Source organism: Planktothrix sp. PLAVEN19ND (assembly GCF_057220675.1).
The window spans coordinates 5206091-5222669 of sequence record NZ_CM170132.1; the positions used below are offsets into that span (position 1 = coordinate 5206091).

At 41.5% G+C, this 16579-nt stretch carries 14 protein-coding genes; 5 read left to right on the forward strand and 9 right to left on the reverse strand.

Going from position 1 to position 16579, the window contains the following annotated elements; translation table 11 throughout:
- The first annotated feature begins 81 nt into the window (after positions 1 to 81).
- The gene (locus AC2D3N_RS22345; RefSeq protein WP_484692193.1) at positions 82 to 3855 is read left to right on the forward strand and encodes a hydantoinase B/oxoprolinase family protein; all 3774 of its coding nucleotides are present in this window, start codon (positions 82 to 84) and stop codon (positions 3853 to 3855) included.
- A gap of 34 nt (positions 3856 to 3889) precedes the next feature.
- Here the strand turns inward: AC2D3N_RS22345 and AC2D3N_RS22350 are convergent, their stop codons facing one another.
- The 6 genes from AC2D3N_RS22350 to AC2D3N_RS22375 all read right to left on the reverse strand — a co-directional run bounded on the left by AC2D3N_RS22350 (position 3890) and on the right by AC2D3N_RS22375 (position 9273).
- Positions 3890 to 4324: an ATP-binding protein gene (locus tag AC2D3N_RS22350; RefSeq protein ID WP_079680434.1), complete on the reverse strand. Its 435-nt coding sequence runs from the start codon at positions 4322 to 4324 to the stop codon at positions 3890 to 3892.
- Positions 4325 to 4331: 7 nt separating this feature from the next.
- Entirely contained in the window at positions 4332 to 5336 is a 1005-nt protein-coding gene (locus AC2D3N_RS22355; RefSeq protein ID WP_079680435.1) for a sugar transferase, read from the reverse strand.
- A 159-nt stretch (positions 5337 to 5495) separates the two neighbouring features.
- Positions 5496 to 6491, reverse strand: a complete 996-nt coding sequence (fmt, locus tag AC2D3N_RS22360) for a methionyl-tRNA formyltransferase (protein ID WP_484692194.1) — start codon at positions 6489 to 6491, stop codon at positions 5496 to 5498.
- Positions 6492 to 6685: 194 nt separating this feature from the next.
- Positions 6686 to 7576: an OmpA family protein gene (locus AC2D3N_RS22365; protein ID WP_484692195.1), complete on the reverse strand. Its 891-nt coding sequence runs from the start codon at positions 7574 to 7576 to the stop codon at positions 6686 to 6688.
- A 12-nt stretch (positions 7577 to 7588) separates the two neighbouring features.
- Complete coding sequence (locus AC2D3N_RS22370) at positions 7589 to 8671, reverse strand: DUF4335 domain-containing protein (RefSeq protein ID WP_484692196.1); 1083 nt, start codon at positions 8669 to 8671, stop codon at positions 7589 to 7591.
- Positions 8668 to 9273: a DUF3038 domain-containing protein gene (locus AC2D3N_RS22375; RefSeq protein ID WP_079680439.1), complete on the reverse strand. Its 606-nt coding sequence runs from the start codon at positions 9271 to 9273 to the stop codon at positions 8668 to 8670. The genes AC2D3N_RS22370 and AC2D3N_RS22375 overlap by 4 nt, the downstream gene beginning before the upstream one ends.
- Positions 9274 to 9630: 357 nt before the next feature.
- Here AC2D3N_RS22375 and AC2D3N_RS22380 point away from each other — a divergent pair, with 357 nt between their 5' ends.
- The 4 genes from AC2D3N_RS22380 to AC2D3N_RS22395 all read left to right on the forward strand — a co-directional run bounded on the left by AC2D3N_RS22380 (position 9631) and on the right by AC2D3N_RS22395 (position 11507).
- The gene (locus tag AC2D3N_RS22380) at positions 9631 to 10152 is read left to right on the forward strand and encodes a pentapeptide repeat-containing protein (protein WP_079680440.1); all 522 of its coding nucleotides are present in this window, start codon (positions 9631 to 9633) and stop codon (positions 10150 to 10152) included.
- Positions 10153 to 10170: 18 nt separating this feature from the next.
- Positions 10171 to 10485 (forward strand): hypothetical protein, encoded by a 315-nt coding sequence (locus AC2D3N_RS22385; RefSeq protein WP_079680441.1) that lies wholly within the window; start codon positions 10171 to 10173, stop codon positions 10483 to 10485.
- A 59-nt stretch (positions 10486 to 10544) separates the two neighbouring features.
- Positions 10545 to 10892, forward strand: a complete 348-nt coding sequence (locus AC2D3N_RS22390) for a YtxH domain-containing protein (protein ID WP_079680442.1) — start codon at positions 10545 to 10547, stop codon at positions 10890 to 10892.
- Positions 10893 to 10967: 75 nt separating this feature from the next.
- Complete coding sequence (locus AC2D3N_RS22395) at positions 10968 to 11507, forward strand: DUF948 domain-containing protein (RefSeq protein ID WP_234996771.1); 540 nt, start codon at positions 10968 to 10970, stop codon at positions 11505 to 11507.
- A 209-nt stretch (positions 11508 to 11716) separates the two neighbouring features.
- Here AC2D3N_RS22395 and AC2D3N_RS22400 read toward each other — a convergent pair whose 3' ends face one another.
- The 3 genes from AC2D3N_RS22400 to AC2D3N_RS22410 all read right to left on the reverse strand — a co-directional run bounded on the left by AC2D3N_RS22400 (position 11717) and on the right by AC2D3N_RS22410 (position 16462).
- Positions 11717 to 12463 carry a 16S rRNA (uracil(1498)-N(3))-methyltransferase gene (locus AC2D3N_RS22400; RefSeq protein WP_079680443.1) on the reverse strand — a complete coding sequence of 249 codons (747 nt, stop codon included), beginning with the start codon at positions 12461 to 12463 and terminating at the stop codon, positions 11717 to 11719.
- A 63-nt stretch (positions 12464 to 12526) separates the two neighbouring features.
- Positions 12527 to 14527 (reverse strand): sulfite reductase, ferredoxin dependent, encoded by a 2001-nt coding sequence (gene sir / locus AC2D3N_RS22405; protein ID WP_079680444.1) that lies wholly within the window; start codon positions 14525 to 14527, stop codon positions 12527 to 12529.
- Between the two features lie 255 nt (positions 14528 to 14782).
- Positions 14783 to 16462, reverse strand: a complete 1680-nt coding sequence (locus AC2D3N_RS22410; protein WP_484692197.1) for a helix-turn-helix domain-containing protein — start codon at positions 16460 to 16462, stop codon at positions 14783 to 14785.
- Positions 16463 to 16579: the final 117 nt, after the last annotated feature.

A 16579-nucleotide genomic window follows, 5' to 3' on the forward strand; every position in this document is an offset into this window, starting at 1 on the left:
AGCGAAGGATCTTTCTCTAAAAAAATGCTATAATGCTGATCATTAAAGGGTTTTATTCCTATTTTTTAAAGCGATATTAATGTGTTAAATGCGACATTTGATTTGTTAATCGACAAGACTACAAAATATCAATTTTGGATTGACCGAGGCGGCACCTTTACCGATATTGTTGCCCGCCAACCCGATGGCAGATTAATCACCCATAAATTATTATCAGAAAATCCACAACACTATTCTGATGCTGTCATTCAAGGGATACGAGAAATTTTAGGATTATCCCCCCATCAACCCATTCCTAGTGAGTTGATTTCTGAGGTCAAAATGGGAACCACCGTCGCCACCAATGCCTTATTAGAAAGAAAAGGCGATCGCACGCTATTAATTATAACAAAAGGCTTCAAAGATGCGTTAAGAATCGGCTATCAAAATCGCCCCGATATTTTTGCCCGTCAAATTATATTACCCGAAATGCTCTATGAACAAGTTATCGAAGTCGAAGAACGTTATACCGCCCAAGGAGATGAATTAAAACCCGTTAATTTAGACCAATTAAAACCCCAATTAGAACAAGTTTATCAAACCGGAATTAGAAGTTGTGCCATTGTCTTAATGCACGGTTATCGCTATCCTCAACACGAACAACAAATCGCAGCTTTAGCCCAAGAAATCGGCTTTACTCAAATTTCCGTATCCCATCAAGTTAGTCCGTTAATGAAATTAGTCAGCCGAGGAGATACCACCGTTGTTGATGCTTATTTATCTCCCATTTTAAGGCGATATATTGATCAAGTTACCACTCAATTAAATTGTCATCCTCCCTTAGTAAAGGAAGGAGGAATAAAAGAAGAATTAGAGTTAGAAATTATTGAAAATATCAATAACTCCAACTCCCCCATTTTTAAGGGGGGCTGGGGGGGATCAAACCCCATCAAATTAATGTTTATGCAATCCAATGGCGGCTTAACCAATGCTCAAAAATTCCAGGGAAAAGATAGTATATTATCAGGGCCAGCCGGAGGAATTATTGGCGCAGTTCAAACCAGTTTAAAAGCCGGATTTGATTCTATTATTACTTTCGATATGGGTGGAACTTCTACCGATGTTGCCCATTTTAATGGCGAATATGAACGACAATTTGAAACCGAAATAGCTGGGGTGAGAATGCGAACTCCGATGATGGCTATTCACACCGTCGCCGCCGGAGGCGGTTCAATTTTAAGGTTTGACGGGTCACGATATCGAGTGGGGCCAGAGTCCGCCGGAGCTAATCCTGGGCCAGCTTGTTATCGCAATAACGGGCTATTAACGGTTACGGATGCTAACGTGATGTTAGGAAAAATTCAGCCCCAATTCTTCCCCAAAGTATTCGGAAAAAATGGCAATTTACCCTTAGATGCTGAAATTGTTCAACAAAAATTTAGGGAATTAGCACTAGAAATTAAAAGCCAAACGGGAGATAACCGCACCCCCGAAGAAGTCGCCACTGGATTTATTACCATTGCGGTTGAAAATATGGCAAATGCTATTAAAAAAATATCCCTACAACGGGGTTATGATATTTCTAACTATACCCTTTGTTGTTTTGGTGGGGCGGGCGGTCAACACGCTTGTTTAATTGCGGATACCTTGGGCATGAAACAGATTTTTATTCATCCCTACGCAGGGGTTTTATCGGCTTATGGAATGGGGCTGGCTGATATCAGAATATTACGAGAAAAAGCCATGGAAAAACCCTTAACAGAATGTTTGATTTTCGAGTTAGAACAGATTTTTTCAGATTTAGAAACTGAGGCAAAAACAGAATTAGAAAATCCAGATTCAAAAACAGAGATAATTCTGAAACTCAATCTCAAATATGAGGGGACAGATTCCATATTACCCATTCGTTTTATCGGTAATTTGTCTAATTTAACCCAAAAATTTGAACAACAGCATCAAACCAGTTATGGATTTATTAAACCGGAAAAAGCCTTAATTGTTGAATCAATAACTACAGAAATTATTCAAAAAATGGATACCTTTGAAGAACCGATATTAAACCGAACTAATCAGTCTCTCACCCCCATTACTGTTGTTCCCATGTATACCCAGAATGAATGGCAACAAACCCCTATTTTTAATCGAAGTGATTTACAACCTGGAGATATTATTCATGGCCCAGCGATGATTATAGAATCCATCGGCACGAATATTATTGAACCGGGTTGGCAAGGGGAGATAACTGAAAAAAATTATTTGGTTTTAAAACAAACTAATTCTATTAAACCTCCCTTAGTCAGAGGAGATGGGGGAATAAAAGCTGACCCTGTAAAATTAGAAATCTTTAAAAATCTATTTCAATTTATCGCCGAACAAATGGGAATCACCCTGCAAAATACCGCTAGTTCTGTTAATATTAAAGAACGTCTTGATTTCTCCTGTGCAATTTTTGATCAAAACGGTCAATTAGTTGCTAATGCACCCCATATTCCCGTCCATTTGGGGTCAATGGGTGACAGTATTGAAAGTTTAATTGCTGCAAAAGGTGAAAGTCTCAAACCCGGGGATGTTTATTTATTAAATAATCCCTATAATGGGGGAACCCATTTACCGGATGTTACGGTTATAACTCCGGTTTTTACCCCCCCCTTAGTAAAGGGAGGAAATAGACAGGAACAGACTATTTTATTTTATGTCGCTTCAAGGGGACATCAAGCGGATATTGGGGGAATAACACCGGGTTCTATGCCTCCTAATAGTATAAATATTCAAGAAGAAGGAATTTTAATTGATAATGTTCAATTGGTTAAAGAAGGTAATTTTTTAGAAACAGAACTCTTAAATTTGTTAACATCTGGAAACTATCCTGCCCGAAATCTGGCTACCAATATTGCCGATTTACAAGCTCAAATTGCTGCCAATGAAAAAGGCGTTCAAGAACTTCTCAAAATGGTTGAATATTATAGTTTAAATACCGTTCAAACCTATATGCAATATGTTCAGGATAATGCAGAAGCATCGGTGCGTCGAGCAATTGATGTATTAACCGATGGTGAATTTAGTTATAAAATGGATAACGGGGGAATGATTAAAGTTAATATTAAAATCGATAAAAATAACCGTAGAGCAATTATAGATTTTACGGGAACTTCTCCCCAACTTCCAACTAATTTTAATGCCCCAAAATCCATTTGTAAAGCTGCCGTTTTATATGTATTTAGAACCTTGGTTAATGACAATATTCCCTTAAATGCCGGATGTTTGAAACCTTTAGAAATTATCATTCCTGAAGGTTGTTTTTTAAACCCCCGTTATCCAGCGGCGGTCGTGGCGGGAAATGTGGAAACCTCCCAAGCCATTGTTGATGCTCTATATGGGGCATTAAACGTGATGTCAGCCTCTCAAGGAACGATGAATAACTTCACCTTTGGAAATCAAAATTATCAATATTATGAAACCATTTGTGGCGGTTCAGGTGCCGGAATTAATTATCATGGAACCGATGCAGTTCATACCCACATGACGAACTCCCGTTTAACTGACCCGGAAGTATTAGAATGGCGTTATCCAGTATTATTAGAAGAATTTAGTATTCGAGAAAATAGTGGGGGTTTAGGAAAATTTAAAGGCGGAAATGGCATCATTAGAAAAGTTAAATTCCTAGAACTCATGACCGCCGGAATTCTATCAGAACATCGAATCATTCCTCCTTTTGGATTAAATGGCGGACAACCTGGGTTAGTGGGTAAAAATTATATTATCCGTAGTAATGGAACAATAGAACAATTAACTAGTACCGCCACCGTCGCAATGAATATCAACGATATTTTTGTCATTGAAACCCCTGGGGGTGGAGGATATGGTCATCATAATTAACCCAAACAAATCCTATGACATTCGTAATTCGTAATTAAATCTGTTTTTTCATCACTAAACAATTGCGCTGATCGTCTAACCGTATATAATGAAGTTCATCCATTAATTTAGACATAAAAATCAATCCTCTCCCACCTTCATGTTCCAAGGGGTCGGCGTGCATTTTAATTAAAGACTCCAGGGTTTTTTCTAAGTCAAAGGGTTCCCCCCTGTCCCAAATTTTTATTTCAATCCAGGGGGAAAATATCCTAACTTCTAACTCAATGGGTGTTGTTTCGGGTAAGGCGCAATGAGCATGACGGACAGCGTTAGTAAATCCCTCCGTCAAAGCAATTTGACACTGATGAAAAATATCCGAAGGAAGAAAATCCAAGGCAATGTTTTCAAACCAAATCAACACATCCTCTAGGGAGGTTAAAGTGGTTTTGACCTGAAGATTTGATTGTGCCAGTAGTGCTGAATTAATCATCAATTCTCTACATAGCACCGCTATTTCTATTAAATACAACTATGATAGTTTTGACAATCAACTTCATGTCATACATCAGACTCCAATTTTCCTGATACTTCAAATCTAAACGAATAATATCCTCAAAATTTTTTACCTGAGAACGACCATTAACCTGCCATTCCCCGGTCATCCCGGGTTTAACATCTAAGCGTTGCCATTGAGGAACTTCATAACGTTCTACCTCATCGGGTGTCGGTGGACGAGTTCCCACCAGACTCATTTCTCCAGTTAAAACATTCCAAAATTGTGGGAGTTCATCCAAACTGGTTCGCCGCAAAAACCGACCGACTTTGGTAATTCGAGGGTCATTATCATTCTTAAAAATAGCTCCTTTTGCTTGATTCGGAATTTTATCTTTTAAGGCTTCCGCATTCGTACACATAGACCGGAACTTCCAAATCCGAAATCGTTTTCCCATCCAACCGCAACGCACCTGACCAAAAAAAATCGGCCCTGGACTATCTAAACGAATCGCAATAATAATTGGAACCGCTAATACCGATGAAATACTTAAACCAACAATAGCACCCGTTATATCAATTAATCGCTTCACCCAAGACCGCACAGAAGGATGAGTCACCGGGAGACGATTTTCCCCTCTGATTTTATCCTTGAGTTTATCGTCTTCACTCGGAGGTTCAATGGTTAATACTTGGTCAAGGGAAGTGAGGGAAAAAACCCCCATCACCTGAGAACCAACGGATTTTAAAACCAACTCAATCCCTTTGGCTTTTGTGGTTTTCAGGTTACTAATCAGCGCCCCAATGCCACTACTATCAATAAATATAGTCAGACCAAAATCAAGAATGATTTTTTTGGGCGGAGGAGTCAGGGAAATTACATCCTGACAAGTCGTTTTGAAAGAAACTGCTTCTAAAACACTCAAGCGTTCGGGTAAGCGAACAGAGACAATATCTCCTGCTAGGATAATTTGAAATTTTTCTTCTGGAATTTGACCAACCCTCTCCATAATTTGCTGGGTAGTTGTTGTTAATTTTGCTGCTCTGTTTTAATCATACTCAAAGGACAACGAGAAAAGGCGTTGATTCAGTACGAAAAGTCGGACTAATCCTTTTCTGTTATGACAATAGCACCCTAAATTCCCATTATTTTTATTTCCAAGATGATTCTAACCTAAAATTTCCCCCACCGCCAGACGGGTTCCATTCACAAAATCCCAAGCGGACTGCATCCGTTTACCCGCCAATTGGACTTGGGTGAGTAATAATAATCCCTCACCTGTTTGTATTACTATCCCAAAACGTTTAATCAGGGCGACCACCTCTCCCGGTTGTCGGTGAAAGTTGGGAAAATTCGGCCATTGTTGTGATAAATTCTGGTATTCCGGGGGAAATTGAGGGAGATATTCCGGTGCTAAAGGAACCGTAGCACAAACTTTTAAGGGTTTTTCTTGAAATGATGTTATACAGTTGGGATAAAACCCGCGAATTTGGTTATGTAAAGCGATCGCCGATCGATTCCAGTCTAAACGATAATCGTCATCTTTGATTAAGGGAGCATAGGTCGCCAGGGAATTATCTTGAGGAATGGCCCGAATTTCTCCTCGGTCTAATTTGATTAAGGTTTCTACTAATAAATCCGCCCCCAATTGGGCTAACCGTTGTCCTAAATCCGTGGCATTTTCTAATAGTCCAATGGGTGTTACCGCCTTTAATAACATCGGCCCGGTATCCATCCCCGCATCCATCAACATGGAGGTGATTCCCGTTTCGGTTTCCCCGTGATACAAACACCATTGAATCGGAGCCGCGCCGCGATATTTGGGGAGAATAGAGCCATGACCATTCACACATCCCAACCGAGGCATCTCCAGAATTTCTGGGGACAAAATTTGTCCATAGGCTACGACCACAAAAACATCCGCCTGAGCCTCTCGCAATAGTTTTAAGGTGTTTTGATCTTTTTTCACCCGTTTGGGTTGCCAAACCGATAATTCATGGGTCTGAGCCAACATTTTAACTGGAGAAGGGGTTAATTGACTGCCCCGACCTCGGCGTTTATCCGGTTGAGTCACCACCGCCAAAACTTCAAATTCAGGGTCGGCTAATAATTTTTCTAAACTCGGAACTGCAAATTCAGGCGTACCAAAAAAAACTATTTTCATTTGAGGGAAAAGGGAATGGGGAATTACGAATTACGAATGGGTAATGAATTTATGGGGGATTTATTCGTCAATTAATTAACTCTTACACTGATAACTGGTACGGGCGGGTTCTTTTATATCTGTTGTTAATCACCTCAATCTCGATGAACCCGCCCCTACAACTGATAACTGATAACTGATGACTGATAACTGATTTATGGCGTAATTGCTACTTCAATTCGACGGTTCAGTTGTCGATTATTTTCAGAATTATTATCAACCGTGGGACGATTTGCCCCGTATCCAATTGCCGCCCAGTGATAGTCTGTACCAATCGCCTCGGATAAATATTTCATCACCGCTTCTGCCCGACTAAAAGATAAATCTAAATTCTGTTGAGGACTGCCTTGATTGTCCGTATGACCCATGACCCTAACAGCAGAACCCTTATAGGTTTTAATATCGGCAAGAATCGTATCTAAAATCACGTTCGCCCCTGGACGCAAAATGGTACTACCCACATCAAACAACACATCACTGGGAAAAGTCACCACCAGGGTATCAGAACTTTGACGACGTTCAGGCGTGGCTGAAATAGTCGCAGGAGCCTGTTTATTATTTCCTGAACCTGAAATCGGAGGTGCAGAAGCCAATTGCTGTTCCAGAATTTGTAAACGCTCCTCTAGGGGTTCGGTAGGACGACTGGCTCCCAATTGACTTTCTACCGCCGCCGTCCGTCCAATCAAGGTATTCAACTGTCCCTGTAACTGCTGTAACTGTATCCGCAGTTGTTGACGTTGGGGGTCAGTTAACCGTTGACTGGGTGCGGGAATCGGTTGAGGAGCCGGAGGACTAACCATCGGTGGAGGGACTATTCCCTGGGAACCCCAATTCTGAACCCGATTGAGCAACTGCTGGGTTAACGGCACCTCAGAACTCGAATTCGGATAGACCTGAGCCACAGCCATTCCCACCAACCAAGCGATGGAGGAACCCACCCCCAAAAGTAGGAGGTTAAACACCGTCGCCCCCAGAAATAATAGGCCTCGAAATCGGCGAGGGGAGGGCTGGGGCTTGGTGGGGCGGGGTTTTGCAGATTGGGTCATCAGTTGGTCTCCTTAATTGGAGGCGGGGGTTTTGGGGGAAGTTTGGGGACTCGCCTCGGTGTTACTCGGTAAATTACTCACCTCTAAATTCCCATCAGGATTAAACGTTACCTGAAAAATGGCCAAAGGTTCATTGATTTGACGACTTCCTACAGGTTTATACAATAAATCGGGTAGGGGTGTTTGTTTCGTTTCCGTTCCTGGTTCCGGGTTCAAAGACTTATAACCCACTATTGCCCCATCTTTGGCCACGCTCACCCGATAGATTAAGGGAGTTTTCACCGATGCTGTCGGTATCCAGGCCTTGATCAACTTTTCACTTAATTGAGCTTTTAAATCCTGAAGTTCTTGGGGATTGGTAATCGGGGGAGGACTGGAAAGATTAGGGGGTAAAGGTTGCGGTACGGTTGTTTGGGGGGAAGACCCTTGGGGGGGAGTATTGGTTGGTGTAGGAACCGTTGAGCTTTGGGTTTGCGGTTGCAGTTTCGGGTCTTCGGGTCGTTTAATATCGGGAATCGGCAACGCAAATAGAGCCAAGGCCGTTAGTGCTAGACTCGATATCCCAATTGCTGCCGGGACAGCCCTTTGAACAATAGGCTGTTCTGGTTTGAGATACCGTTTAGACAGGGGCTGTAACTGGATAGACAGTTCGGGCAAGGTCTGGCTATCGGCCAAAAATTGATCCACCGCTTCGATGAGATCAAATAATTGTACCGTGGTTAAATTGACCTGCACAGGTGGCGGAGCTAAGGGGGATTCATCCGAGGAATGTTCCTGGGGAGGTTGATGAACCGTTAACTGGTGTAGCTCTCCCGCAATGGGGTGTAATGCGACTAGCTCCGACTGCTGACGGAAGGATTCCGGGGCGCTTAGTCCACTCAGGAACCCTTGAACATAGCGACTCACCTGTCGGACTAAACTTTCAAAAAACTCCCGTCCTCCGGTGATGGGCTGGGGATGACCGACAAAATGACATTCTGCATTCATCAGAACATTTAAACTGGCCCGTCCATCGGATTTACCATCACTTCCGGTGTTGTAACCCTGCAAAATTAGTTTGCAGTTCGGTAAACTATATTGACGTTCAATCGTCATGAGACTTCTCCATCAAACAAACTGATCCAAAATCGCTGCATTCCAGCCGTCCCTGTACAAAAGAGAAGTTTCTCTAATAAACGTATCCCTAGCTCATTTAACTTTTCATCAGAACTATAAGCCATCACCAACGCCCGCCGGGAATTCATCCGACTGCGGAAATGCGCCCGAAATTGGGTTAAGTAGTTAGACAATTGTAAATGTCGTTCAATGGGAATTTGTTTTTGGGTTAGGGTCTCATAATCCATAAGTAACTGCCGAATTTTGGCCGTTAACCGTCTTCCCAGGTTAGAGATAATCACGACTAAGGCTTTGGCTTCCAACAGACTCAGCACCCGACGCTGGCTAAATCGGCGTAACGGATTGGTACTGCGGAGTCGCCACAATTCTACCCGATTGGGGATAACCGTTTGTAAATCCAGTTCTGAGATCACGACCAGCATATATTCTGCTCCCCCCAGATACAGGGCTTCAATCGCCAGTAACATTAAATCAATTTCTACTCGGGCGCGACGTGGGCATCCTTTTTCACCAAACGGTAGATCGGGTAAACTGTCCAATATAATTGGAATTGACTGACTTTGGGACTGTTCTAACTGCATTACACTCACAGCAATATTAATGTCAACACATTAACGGTTATCGGAATATTTAGGGAATATACAACGATGCCATAATAACCTTCGTTATCTCCATCGCTTGAGTACACAATTTTCTAGTGTACGATTTTTCAGACATCTGTTCCCCTGCTTCAATTTTACCCCCCTTCCCCCGAATCGCTGAATTATTGCGGCCATGACCTGCGACCTACGATAGAAACAAAAAAAATTGTTAACACAGCATGGCTATTTCTGACTAGGTTTTAAAGTAAACAGAGGTTAGGCAAAAATATTTTCCCTGTTTTTCCAACTCCCTCAATCTTAGAGGTGGTTTTGGTTTCGTTGCTTAATATATAAGAAATGCAGAAGATTAGTTCAAAGGAATTGCTCGCTTTATACAGCGAGGGTAAACGGGACTTTGGCGCCATTGATTTAAGTGAGTCCGATCTATTTGAAGCCAACTTGGAGGAGATTGGCTTGGCGGGTAGTAATTTAAACCGGATTTATATGCCCTATTCCAACCTCAGCTACGCTAATTTACAGAAAACCCAAATTCAGGAGGCTCAACTGGGGGATACGCAACTTTATCAAGTGGATTTATCCGAATCGAATTTACAAGGAAGTACCCTGTCTCGATGCAACCTTGGCTATGCTGATTTGAGGGGTGCTAATTTAAGCCATTGTAATCTCCAAGGCGCGGATTTATCGGGTGCTAATCTAAGGTCAGCTGACCTCAGACATACGGATTTGAGTAATGCGAATTTGGAAAATGCCAAGTTAACAAATGCCCAATTAGCAGGATGCAATTTATTTCGAGCTAAAATGGCAAATTTATCCGATGCAAACTGTGATCAGACCACTATCGGGCCAGATGGATATTAAACAGTTATCCCTAGAAAAATGGTGATTATCGTTATTGTCATTAATATTTTCATTTCTCTGCTGTGTTTATCTCTGGCGAGAAAAATCTGGATGTTGACATTAACCATTAATCGTTTGGAAAAAAGGTTAATCCTGATGGAACAACGCACCCGTTTTGTTCTGGAGAAAGCCCCAAATTTTATTAATTCTGGACAACGGGGCAGTTATCAACTCCGGCAAAACTATCATCAATTTCAGGTCAAACTACAACAACTTCAACAAGCTCTGGGACTCATTTCCTTAGCGGTTAAGTTCTGGCCAAAAGGAGGAAAACCCAGAAAATCAAATCTCTAGGAACAAAATTGTTTACAATGGATAGAGTCCGTGGATGGAATGGGTATTGCGGTTTTTATATGTCAAATCAACGGTTAGGACGGTTTTTAGGGGGTTTAGTCTTGGGGTCGGTGGTCGGTACGGTAGTCGGTTTACTGGTAGCCCCTCGTTCGGGAAAAGAAACTAGACAGTTACTTAAAAAATCAGCCGAGGCTTTACCTGAACTGGCGGAGGATCTATCCACGAATGTTCAGATACAGGCTAATCGACTTTCGGGGTCAGCCCTACGCAATTGGGATGAAACCCTGATTCGTCTCAAAGAGGCGGTTTCGGCTGGATTAGAAGCGAGTCAACAACAACAAACCCTTTATCATTCTGAAGCCCAAAACCCTCTCCCTGAGTCCTCAAAAACCACAGGGGAACGCTAGGGATCGGGGATTTTTCCTGAAAATCGCTATACTAATGGGGACGGACAAAAATATTTTGTTGTTAATGGAAATTAAGTGACTGAACCTTTGTTTTGGCTTGGACTGTCACTATTTTTTGTTGCAGTCAGCCTTACTGCTGTTGTGATTGCTGCTTTACCTGCTTTGCAAGCTATTGCAAGGGCGGCTCGGAGTGTGGAAAAATTGGCGGATACTCTCTCCCGTGAATTTCCTCCAACTTTGGAATCGATTCGGCTAACCGGGTTGGAAATTACTGAATTGACGGAGGATGTTAGCGAGGGGGTACAAAGTGCGAGTCAAGTGGTTAAACAAGTCGATCAAGGGTTAGATAGTGCTAGACTGCAAGCGAGAAAATTGCAATCTACCACGGGTGGTATTTTTACCGGAATTCGAGTGGCTTGGAAAACCTTTACTCGCAAACCTTCTACTTCTGAATTGCAACGCCGATCAGCCAATCGTCTGCCAGGAAATAGCAGAAGTTCCCATCAGTTACGAGAACGAAATCTTCAGCGCTTGGAACTTTATTCGGATACTAATTTTGAGTTAGAAGATGAAGATTCAGACGAAAGTTATCATTCTTTGAATCAAAGAGATTAGGGATTTATAGCAAATTTAAATTAATTGGACTTACTATAGCAAGTCTAATTTAATTGTACAAAAGGTGTGTAGGGGCGAGGCGCGCCTCGCCCCTACGATTATTTGGATTCCCCATTCCCCATTCCCCATTCCCCATTCCCCATTCCCCATTCCCTATTCCCCATTCCCTATTCCCCATTCCCCATTCCCCATTCCCCATTCCCCATTCCCTATTCCCCATTCCCTTCAATGATTCCGACAACTTGGGATACGGCGACAATCGGGGCGGTAACGGCTCTTAATATGCGTTTTCCCAGGGAAATAGGTTGAAATCCGATCGCAATCGCCTGTTTAATTTCCTCCTCCGTCCACCCCCCTTCAGGCCCCGTTGCTAGGATAATTTTATTGAGTCTTTTTTCTGCTTCTAGGGGAATTAATTCCTGGATTAAAGAAGGATAATTTCCCCGACCTTCACAAATATATTGATAACAAGAATGATCGTTTTTTTCTAATCCCAATTGAAATGAAACCGGATCAAAAATATTAGGAATAATCAGGCGTTCTGATTGTTCGGCGGCTTCTCTAGCAATTTTTCGCCACCGTTCTACTTTTTGGGGACTGGGTTTTAATACCGTTCTTTTACTAATTACCGGGATAAATTGAGTCACCCCTAACTCCGTACAACAACGCAGAATTTCCTCAAATCCATCGGCTTTTGGCAGGGCAACTATTAATATAACTTCAATCGGTAATTCGGTTTGGATCGAGACCTTTTCAATTAATTTAGCCTGGGGAGAGGGTGCAGGTAAAGAGACTAATAATTCTGCCATCCACCATTGACCCTGAATAATAATAAAGCGATCGCCCTGTTTCAACCGTAACACCCGACCTAAATAATGCTGTTGTTCAGCCGTTAAAGATAGGTGTTCATTTTGAAGTTGTTCCGGGGCGATCGCAATCCTTTGAAGTTGAACCATGAATAAAACCGATTAAATTCTTGGTTAGATACTCTAACCTAAAACCCCCTCAGTTCAACCTGACTATTCTACTTTCAGTTTTTCCAAATATTCTTCAATCGCTTGGGTGGCTAACTCAACCACGGGTTTTCCCAAACGTTTAGATTCAGCTTTCAACTGATTATAAACAGAATCGCGTACACTGACCCGATGCCGAATTTTGCTCGGATCAACCGGGGCATCAGCATCAGCATCAATCATCTCTGGTAGGGTCTGGCTACCTGTAAAAACGGGTGCTTCTTGAGTTTCAATATTCATTGAGGCAGTCGTTGAGTAAGAGGTTATAAACTTGCGAAGCTCGTCAAAGCCGACACGATGGCAAAAATCGCCAAAACTCTCTCCAGCTTTCCGATCCTGTTTAAAATAAACTAAAATCGGGGTCAGAAAAGTTTCAAGATCGTGAATCGATAAGCGATCAACAAAAGCTTGAGCTAATCGTGTCTGATTCGGAGAACCCCCTAGCCAAATCTGGTAGGCATCAGGGGCACTGCCAACAAAGCCTAACTCCGCCATGTAGGGTCTGGCGCAACCATTGGGGCATCCGGTCATCCGAATGACAAAATGCTCAGGTTGCAAACCCACATTGTCCAACAATACCCGAATCCGTCCCAATACACTAGGGATGACCCGTTCTGATTCTGCGATCGCTAATCCACAGGTCGGGAACGCCGGACAAGCCATGGCATAGCGTTCTAGGGGATCAATTTCGGTTTCAGTTTTGATCCCGTGTTCTTTGAGCAGGGTTTGGATTTTGGGTTGAACTTCTGGGGAAATTTCATACAGAATCACATTTTGGTTTCCGGTGACTAAGATCGGAATTTCAAACTGTTCTACAATTTTGCGTAAAACGGTTTTGAGGCGGAAGTTTCCTTCGTCTTTAATCCGACCATTTTCAATCGAAATTCCTAGGAAAAATTGACCGTCTCCCTGTTCATGCCATCCTAAATAATCTTGATATTTCCAAGGAGGTAAAGATTTAAACGGTTTAAAGGCTTTGCCGAAATATTCTTCGGCTTTTTGGCGAAATTTATCCACGCCCCAATCATTAATTAAATATTTAAGTCGGGCGTGACGTCGGTTAGTGCGATCGCCATAATCCCGTTGAGTCGCAACAATGGCTTTCACCGCATCATAAATATCTGCTTTATCCACATAGCCAATTTCATCGGCGACCCGAGCAAAGGTTTCTTCCTTATTATGGGCGCGTCCTAAGCCTCCCCCGGCTAAAATATTAAATCCTTCTAACTCTCCCGCCGCATTTGTAATTACCACTAAACCCAAATCTTGGGTATAGATATCAATAGAATTATCCCCCGGAACTGTGACCGCACATTTAAACTTCCGGGGCAGATAATAAGTGCCATAGATCGGCTCCTCGGAGTCGGGATAATTCGTGCCATTCGTATTCCGAATGCGGGCGGCTTTGACCTCGGGATGTTCTTCGGCGGTAATTACTTTTTCCCCATCTAACCAAATTTCATAATAGGCTCCGGTTTGGGGAGTTAATAGATCGGCAATATTATTAGCATAAGTCCGGGCATATTGATAATCGTGCCGATTTTTATAAGGTGCGGTCGGTGCCATGACGTTGCGGTTAATATCTCCACAAGCTCCTAAAGTTGAGCCCATACTATTAACAATAGAAGCCAAAACCGTTTTAAGATTTTTCTTTAAAATCCCGTGTAATTGGAACCCTTGACGAGTGGTCGCCCGAATGGTATGGTTGCCATATTCATCGGATAATTGATCAATTGTTAAATACAATTGAGGCGGAATAAAACCCCCAGGACTGCGGGTTCGCAGCATCATTCCATAGTCTTTTTCCTGCCCTTTGACTCGATTATCTCGGTTATCCTGTTGGTAGGAACCATGGAACTTGAGAATTTGAATCGCATCTTCAGAGAAGTAGTTCAAATCATTTAAAAGTTCTGTGGCGAGGGGTTCTCGCAAGCTATTGCTGCGTTCTTTGAGCCCTTCTACTTTTGAGGGTTTACTGACCTTGGGAGGTGTTGTGGATAAAGTCATGTGCGTGGGATACCTATTTCAATAAAAAACTCTACGAGTTAAGGGTTTTGGTTACAGCCAACCCGCCAGTTAAACTCGCTTTTTTTCTAACCCCTGTAATTCGGTCGGAATTATCGGTATTGAATTTAATTTTAACATGGGACTAACCACAAATCATACCATTCACAAATTCGGGATGGAAGTTTGGGAGCTTGGGTGGCTTTAGCCCACCAGAGGAAAGACGACTTGGGGAATATTTAAAGCCTCTAACTCGGGTCAAATAGCACAAAAACCAAAACTTCCTAAATAACAGTTAGAAAAATTAACGTTTTGAAGATTAACCCCTTGTAGGTTAGCTTGCCCAAGGGTAAAATCAGAGAAATTATAACTTTTGAGATTAGTCGGTAAATGGCGCAACAGATTAATCAAATTTTCCCTAATATAACCGGAAGCGAGGGGATATTTTTCTTGAGTTTGTAAGAGAATAGATTTTAAATGGATTTCTAAATTTTGTTGAGTTTTAAATTGTTCTAACAAAGAGTCTATAATCGGATTAATGATTTTTATGATTTGGCTATTTCTGATATCGTCCTTAGTCGTAGCTACCATTAACCCATGGCTCTTAAAAAGATTAAATTCTCCAGCGATTAATTCTTGAGTGACGGTAATAATCAATTTTTGGGTGACATATTCCATTAACAATGGTTGCAGGGTAAAATAGTATTGATTTTCTATTCTTTTTAGCAACATTTTGAGGTATAATGATTCTAAATAATCGGATAAATGGTGTTGAGTAATCACCGAAATCAAATTCGGTTTTAATTCTAAGATAGAAACGGGTTCTCGGTGAATTGCTAACCAAAATAAAATCTGACGTTCTTCTGGACAGGAAGACTCAAAATGCCACTCTAATAATTCTCTCAGATGTTTAAAAAATAAGTTTCCTGTATTCAGAAATTCCCCAATATTCCCAGCAAAAATATTTTTAATATGACAAGCAGTTGACTTTAAGGCTGAAGGATTTCCTTGATAAAAATTAATTAAGGTTTCCCATTCAGTTTCGCTGGCTAAAAATTCACCTTTTTCTTTAAATAGTTGCTTTCCTTGGTCAATAGTTAACCCTCCCAACATGAAAAAACGCACGGGCTGATTTTGACCTACGGATTTTTCTAAATGACTAATTTTGACCCGACTGGTTAAGAGTAAACAACTTTGATGGGAAACTTGTGCAATTTTTTCTAATAATTGTTGATAGTCTTCATAACCGGGTTTATATTTTCCGATGTGAGTTTCTGTGGCGATAATCGTCTCAATATTATCTAAGATTAATAAGTATCGGTATTGTTTTAAATAAGCAATTAATAGAGCAATTTGTCTGTCTAAACTATCCGGTAAATCAGCCTTTTCTGGCTGGGATAAAAATAGAATCCAGTCTTTAATGATCTCCTGAATCGGAGGTGCATTGACAAGCGATCGCCAAATAATTCCCTGAAATTCTCCCTTAATTTCTTTTGCTAATTTCACAGAAAGGTTAGTTTTTCCTTTCCCTGGTAGTCCCACCACCGCCACCAGACGACAATGATCTTGGATCACCCATTGTTTCAGGGTGTTTAAATCAGTTTCTCGTCCTAAAAAATAAGATACATCCGGTGCATACGCCCAATCTTCACGGGTATTATATTTTGCCGGGGAAACGGAATAAAGCGATCGCATTAACACTTCTTTAACATTAAATTTCGTAACTTTTTCCCCGAAAATTTGACTCAATAATTGCCAGAGTAAAGAGGCTTCTTTTTTAATACTCTCTAGGCTTCTGTTTGTGGCCTGAGAAATTTTAATATATCCCTCTTGTTTCAATGCGCCCCGCAAAATATCCACTTGAATATCTTTCAAGTATTTTCCACTTTTGGAATCAACAATTTGCTTGATAGATTCAACAATTTGTTCAATATCCATCGCAAGATAGGGGATTAATTAATAGTAATTGAAACCGGGTCTATTTCTCTGGATTTGGGGATTTAGACCTATGTTATTCACTTTTTTCACTTTTTGTCACTTTATCCTACCTGAATC

What these genes read in the sequence shown, in the direction of transcription:
- AC2D3N_RS22350 (WP_079680434.1), bottom strand. Translation starts at nt 4,324, where the DNA reads ATGATTAATTCAGCACTACTGGCACAATCAAATCTTCAGGTCAAAACC.
- AC2D3N_RS22355 (WP_079680435.1), bottom strand. Translation starts at nt 5,336, where the DNA reads ATGGAGAGGGTTGGTCAAATTCCAGAAGAAAAATTTCAAATTATCCTA.
- fmt (WP_484692194.1), bottom strand. Translation starts at nt 6,491, where the DNA reads ATGAAAATAGTTTTTTTTGGTACGCCTGAATTTGCAGTTCCGAGTTTA.
- AC2D3N_RS22365 (WP_484692195.1), bottom strand. Translation starts at nt 7,576, where the DNA reads ATGACCCAATCTGCAAAACCCCGCCCCACCAAGCCCCAGCCCTCCCCT.
- AC2D3N_RS22370 (WP_484692196.1), bottom strand. Translation starts at nt 8,671, where the DNA reads ATGACGATTGAACGTCAATATAGTTTACCGAACTGCAAACTAATTTTG.
- AC2D3N_RS22375 (WP_079680439.1), bottom strand. Translation starts at nt 9,273, where the DNA reads ATGCAGTTAGAACAGTCCCAAAGTCAGTCAATTCCAATTATATTGGAC.
- AC2D3N_RS22380 (WP_079680440.1), top strand. Translation starts at nt 9,631, where the DNA reads ATGCAGAAGATTAGTTCAAAGGAATTGCTCGCTTTATACAGCGAGGGT.
- AC2D3N_RS22385 (WP_079680441.1), top strand. Translation starts at nt 10,171, where the DNA reads ATGGTGATTATCGTTATTGTCATTAATATTTTCATTTCTCTGCTGTGT.
- AC2D3N_RS22390 (WP_079680442.1), top strand. Translation starts at nt 10,545, where the DNA reads ATGTCAAATCAACGGTTAGGACGGTTTTTAGGGGGTTTAGTCTTGGGG.
- AC2D3N_RS22400 (WP_079680443.1), bottom strand. Translation starts at nt 12,463, where the DNA reads ATGGTTCAACTTCAAAGGATTGCGATCGCCCCGGAACAACTTCAAAAT.
- sir (WP_079680444.1), bottom strand. Translation starts at nt 14,527, where the DNA reads ATGACTTTATCCACAACACCTCCCAAGGTCAGTAAACCCTCAAAAGTA.
- AC2D3N_RS22410 (WP_484692197.1), bottom strand. Translation starts at nt 16,462, where the DNA reads ATGGATATTGAACAAATTGTTGAATCTATCAAGCAAATTGTTGATTCC.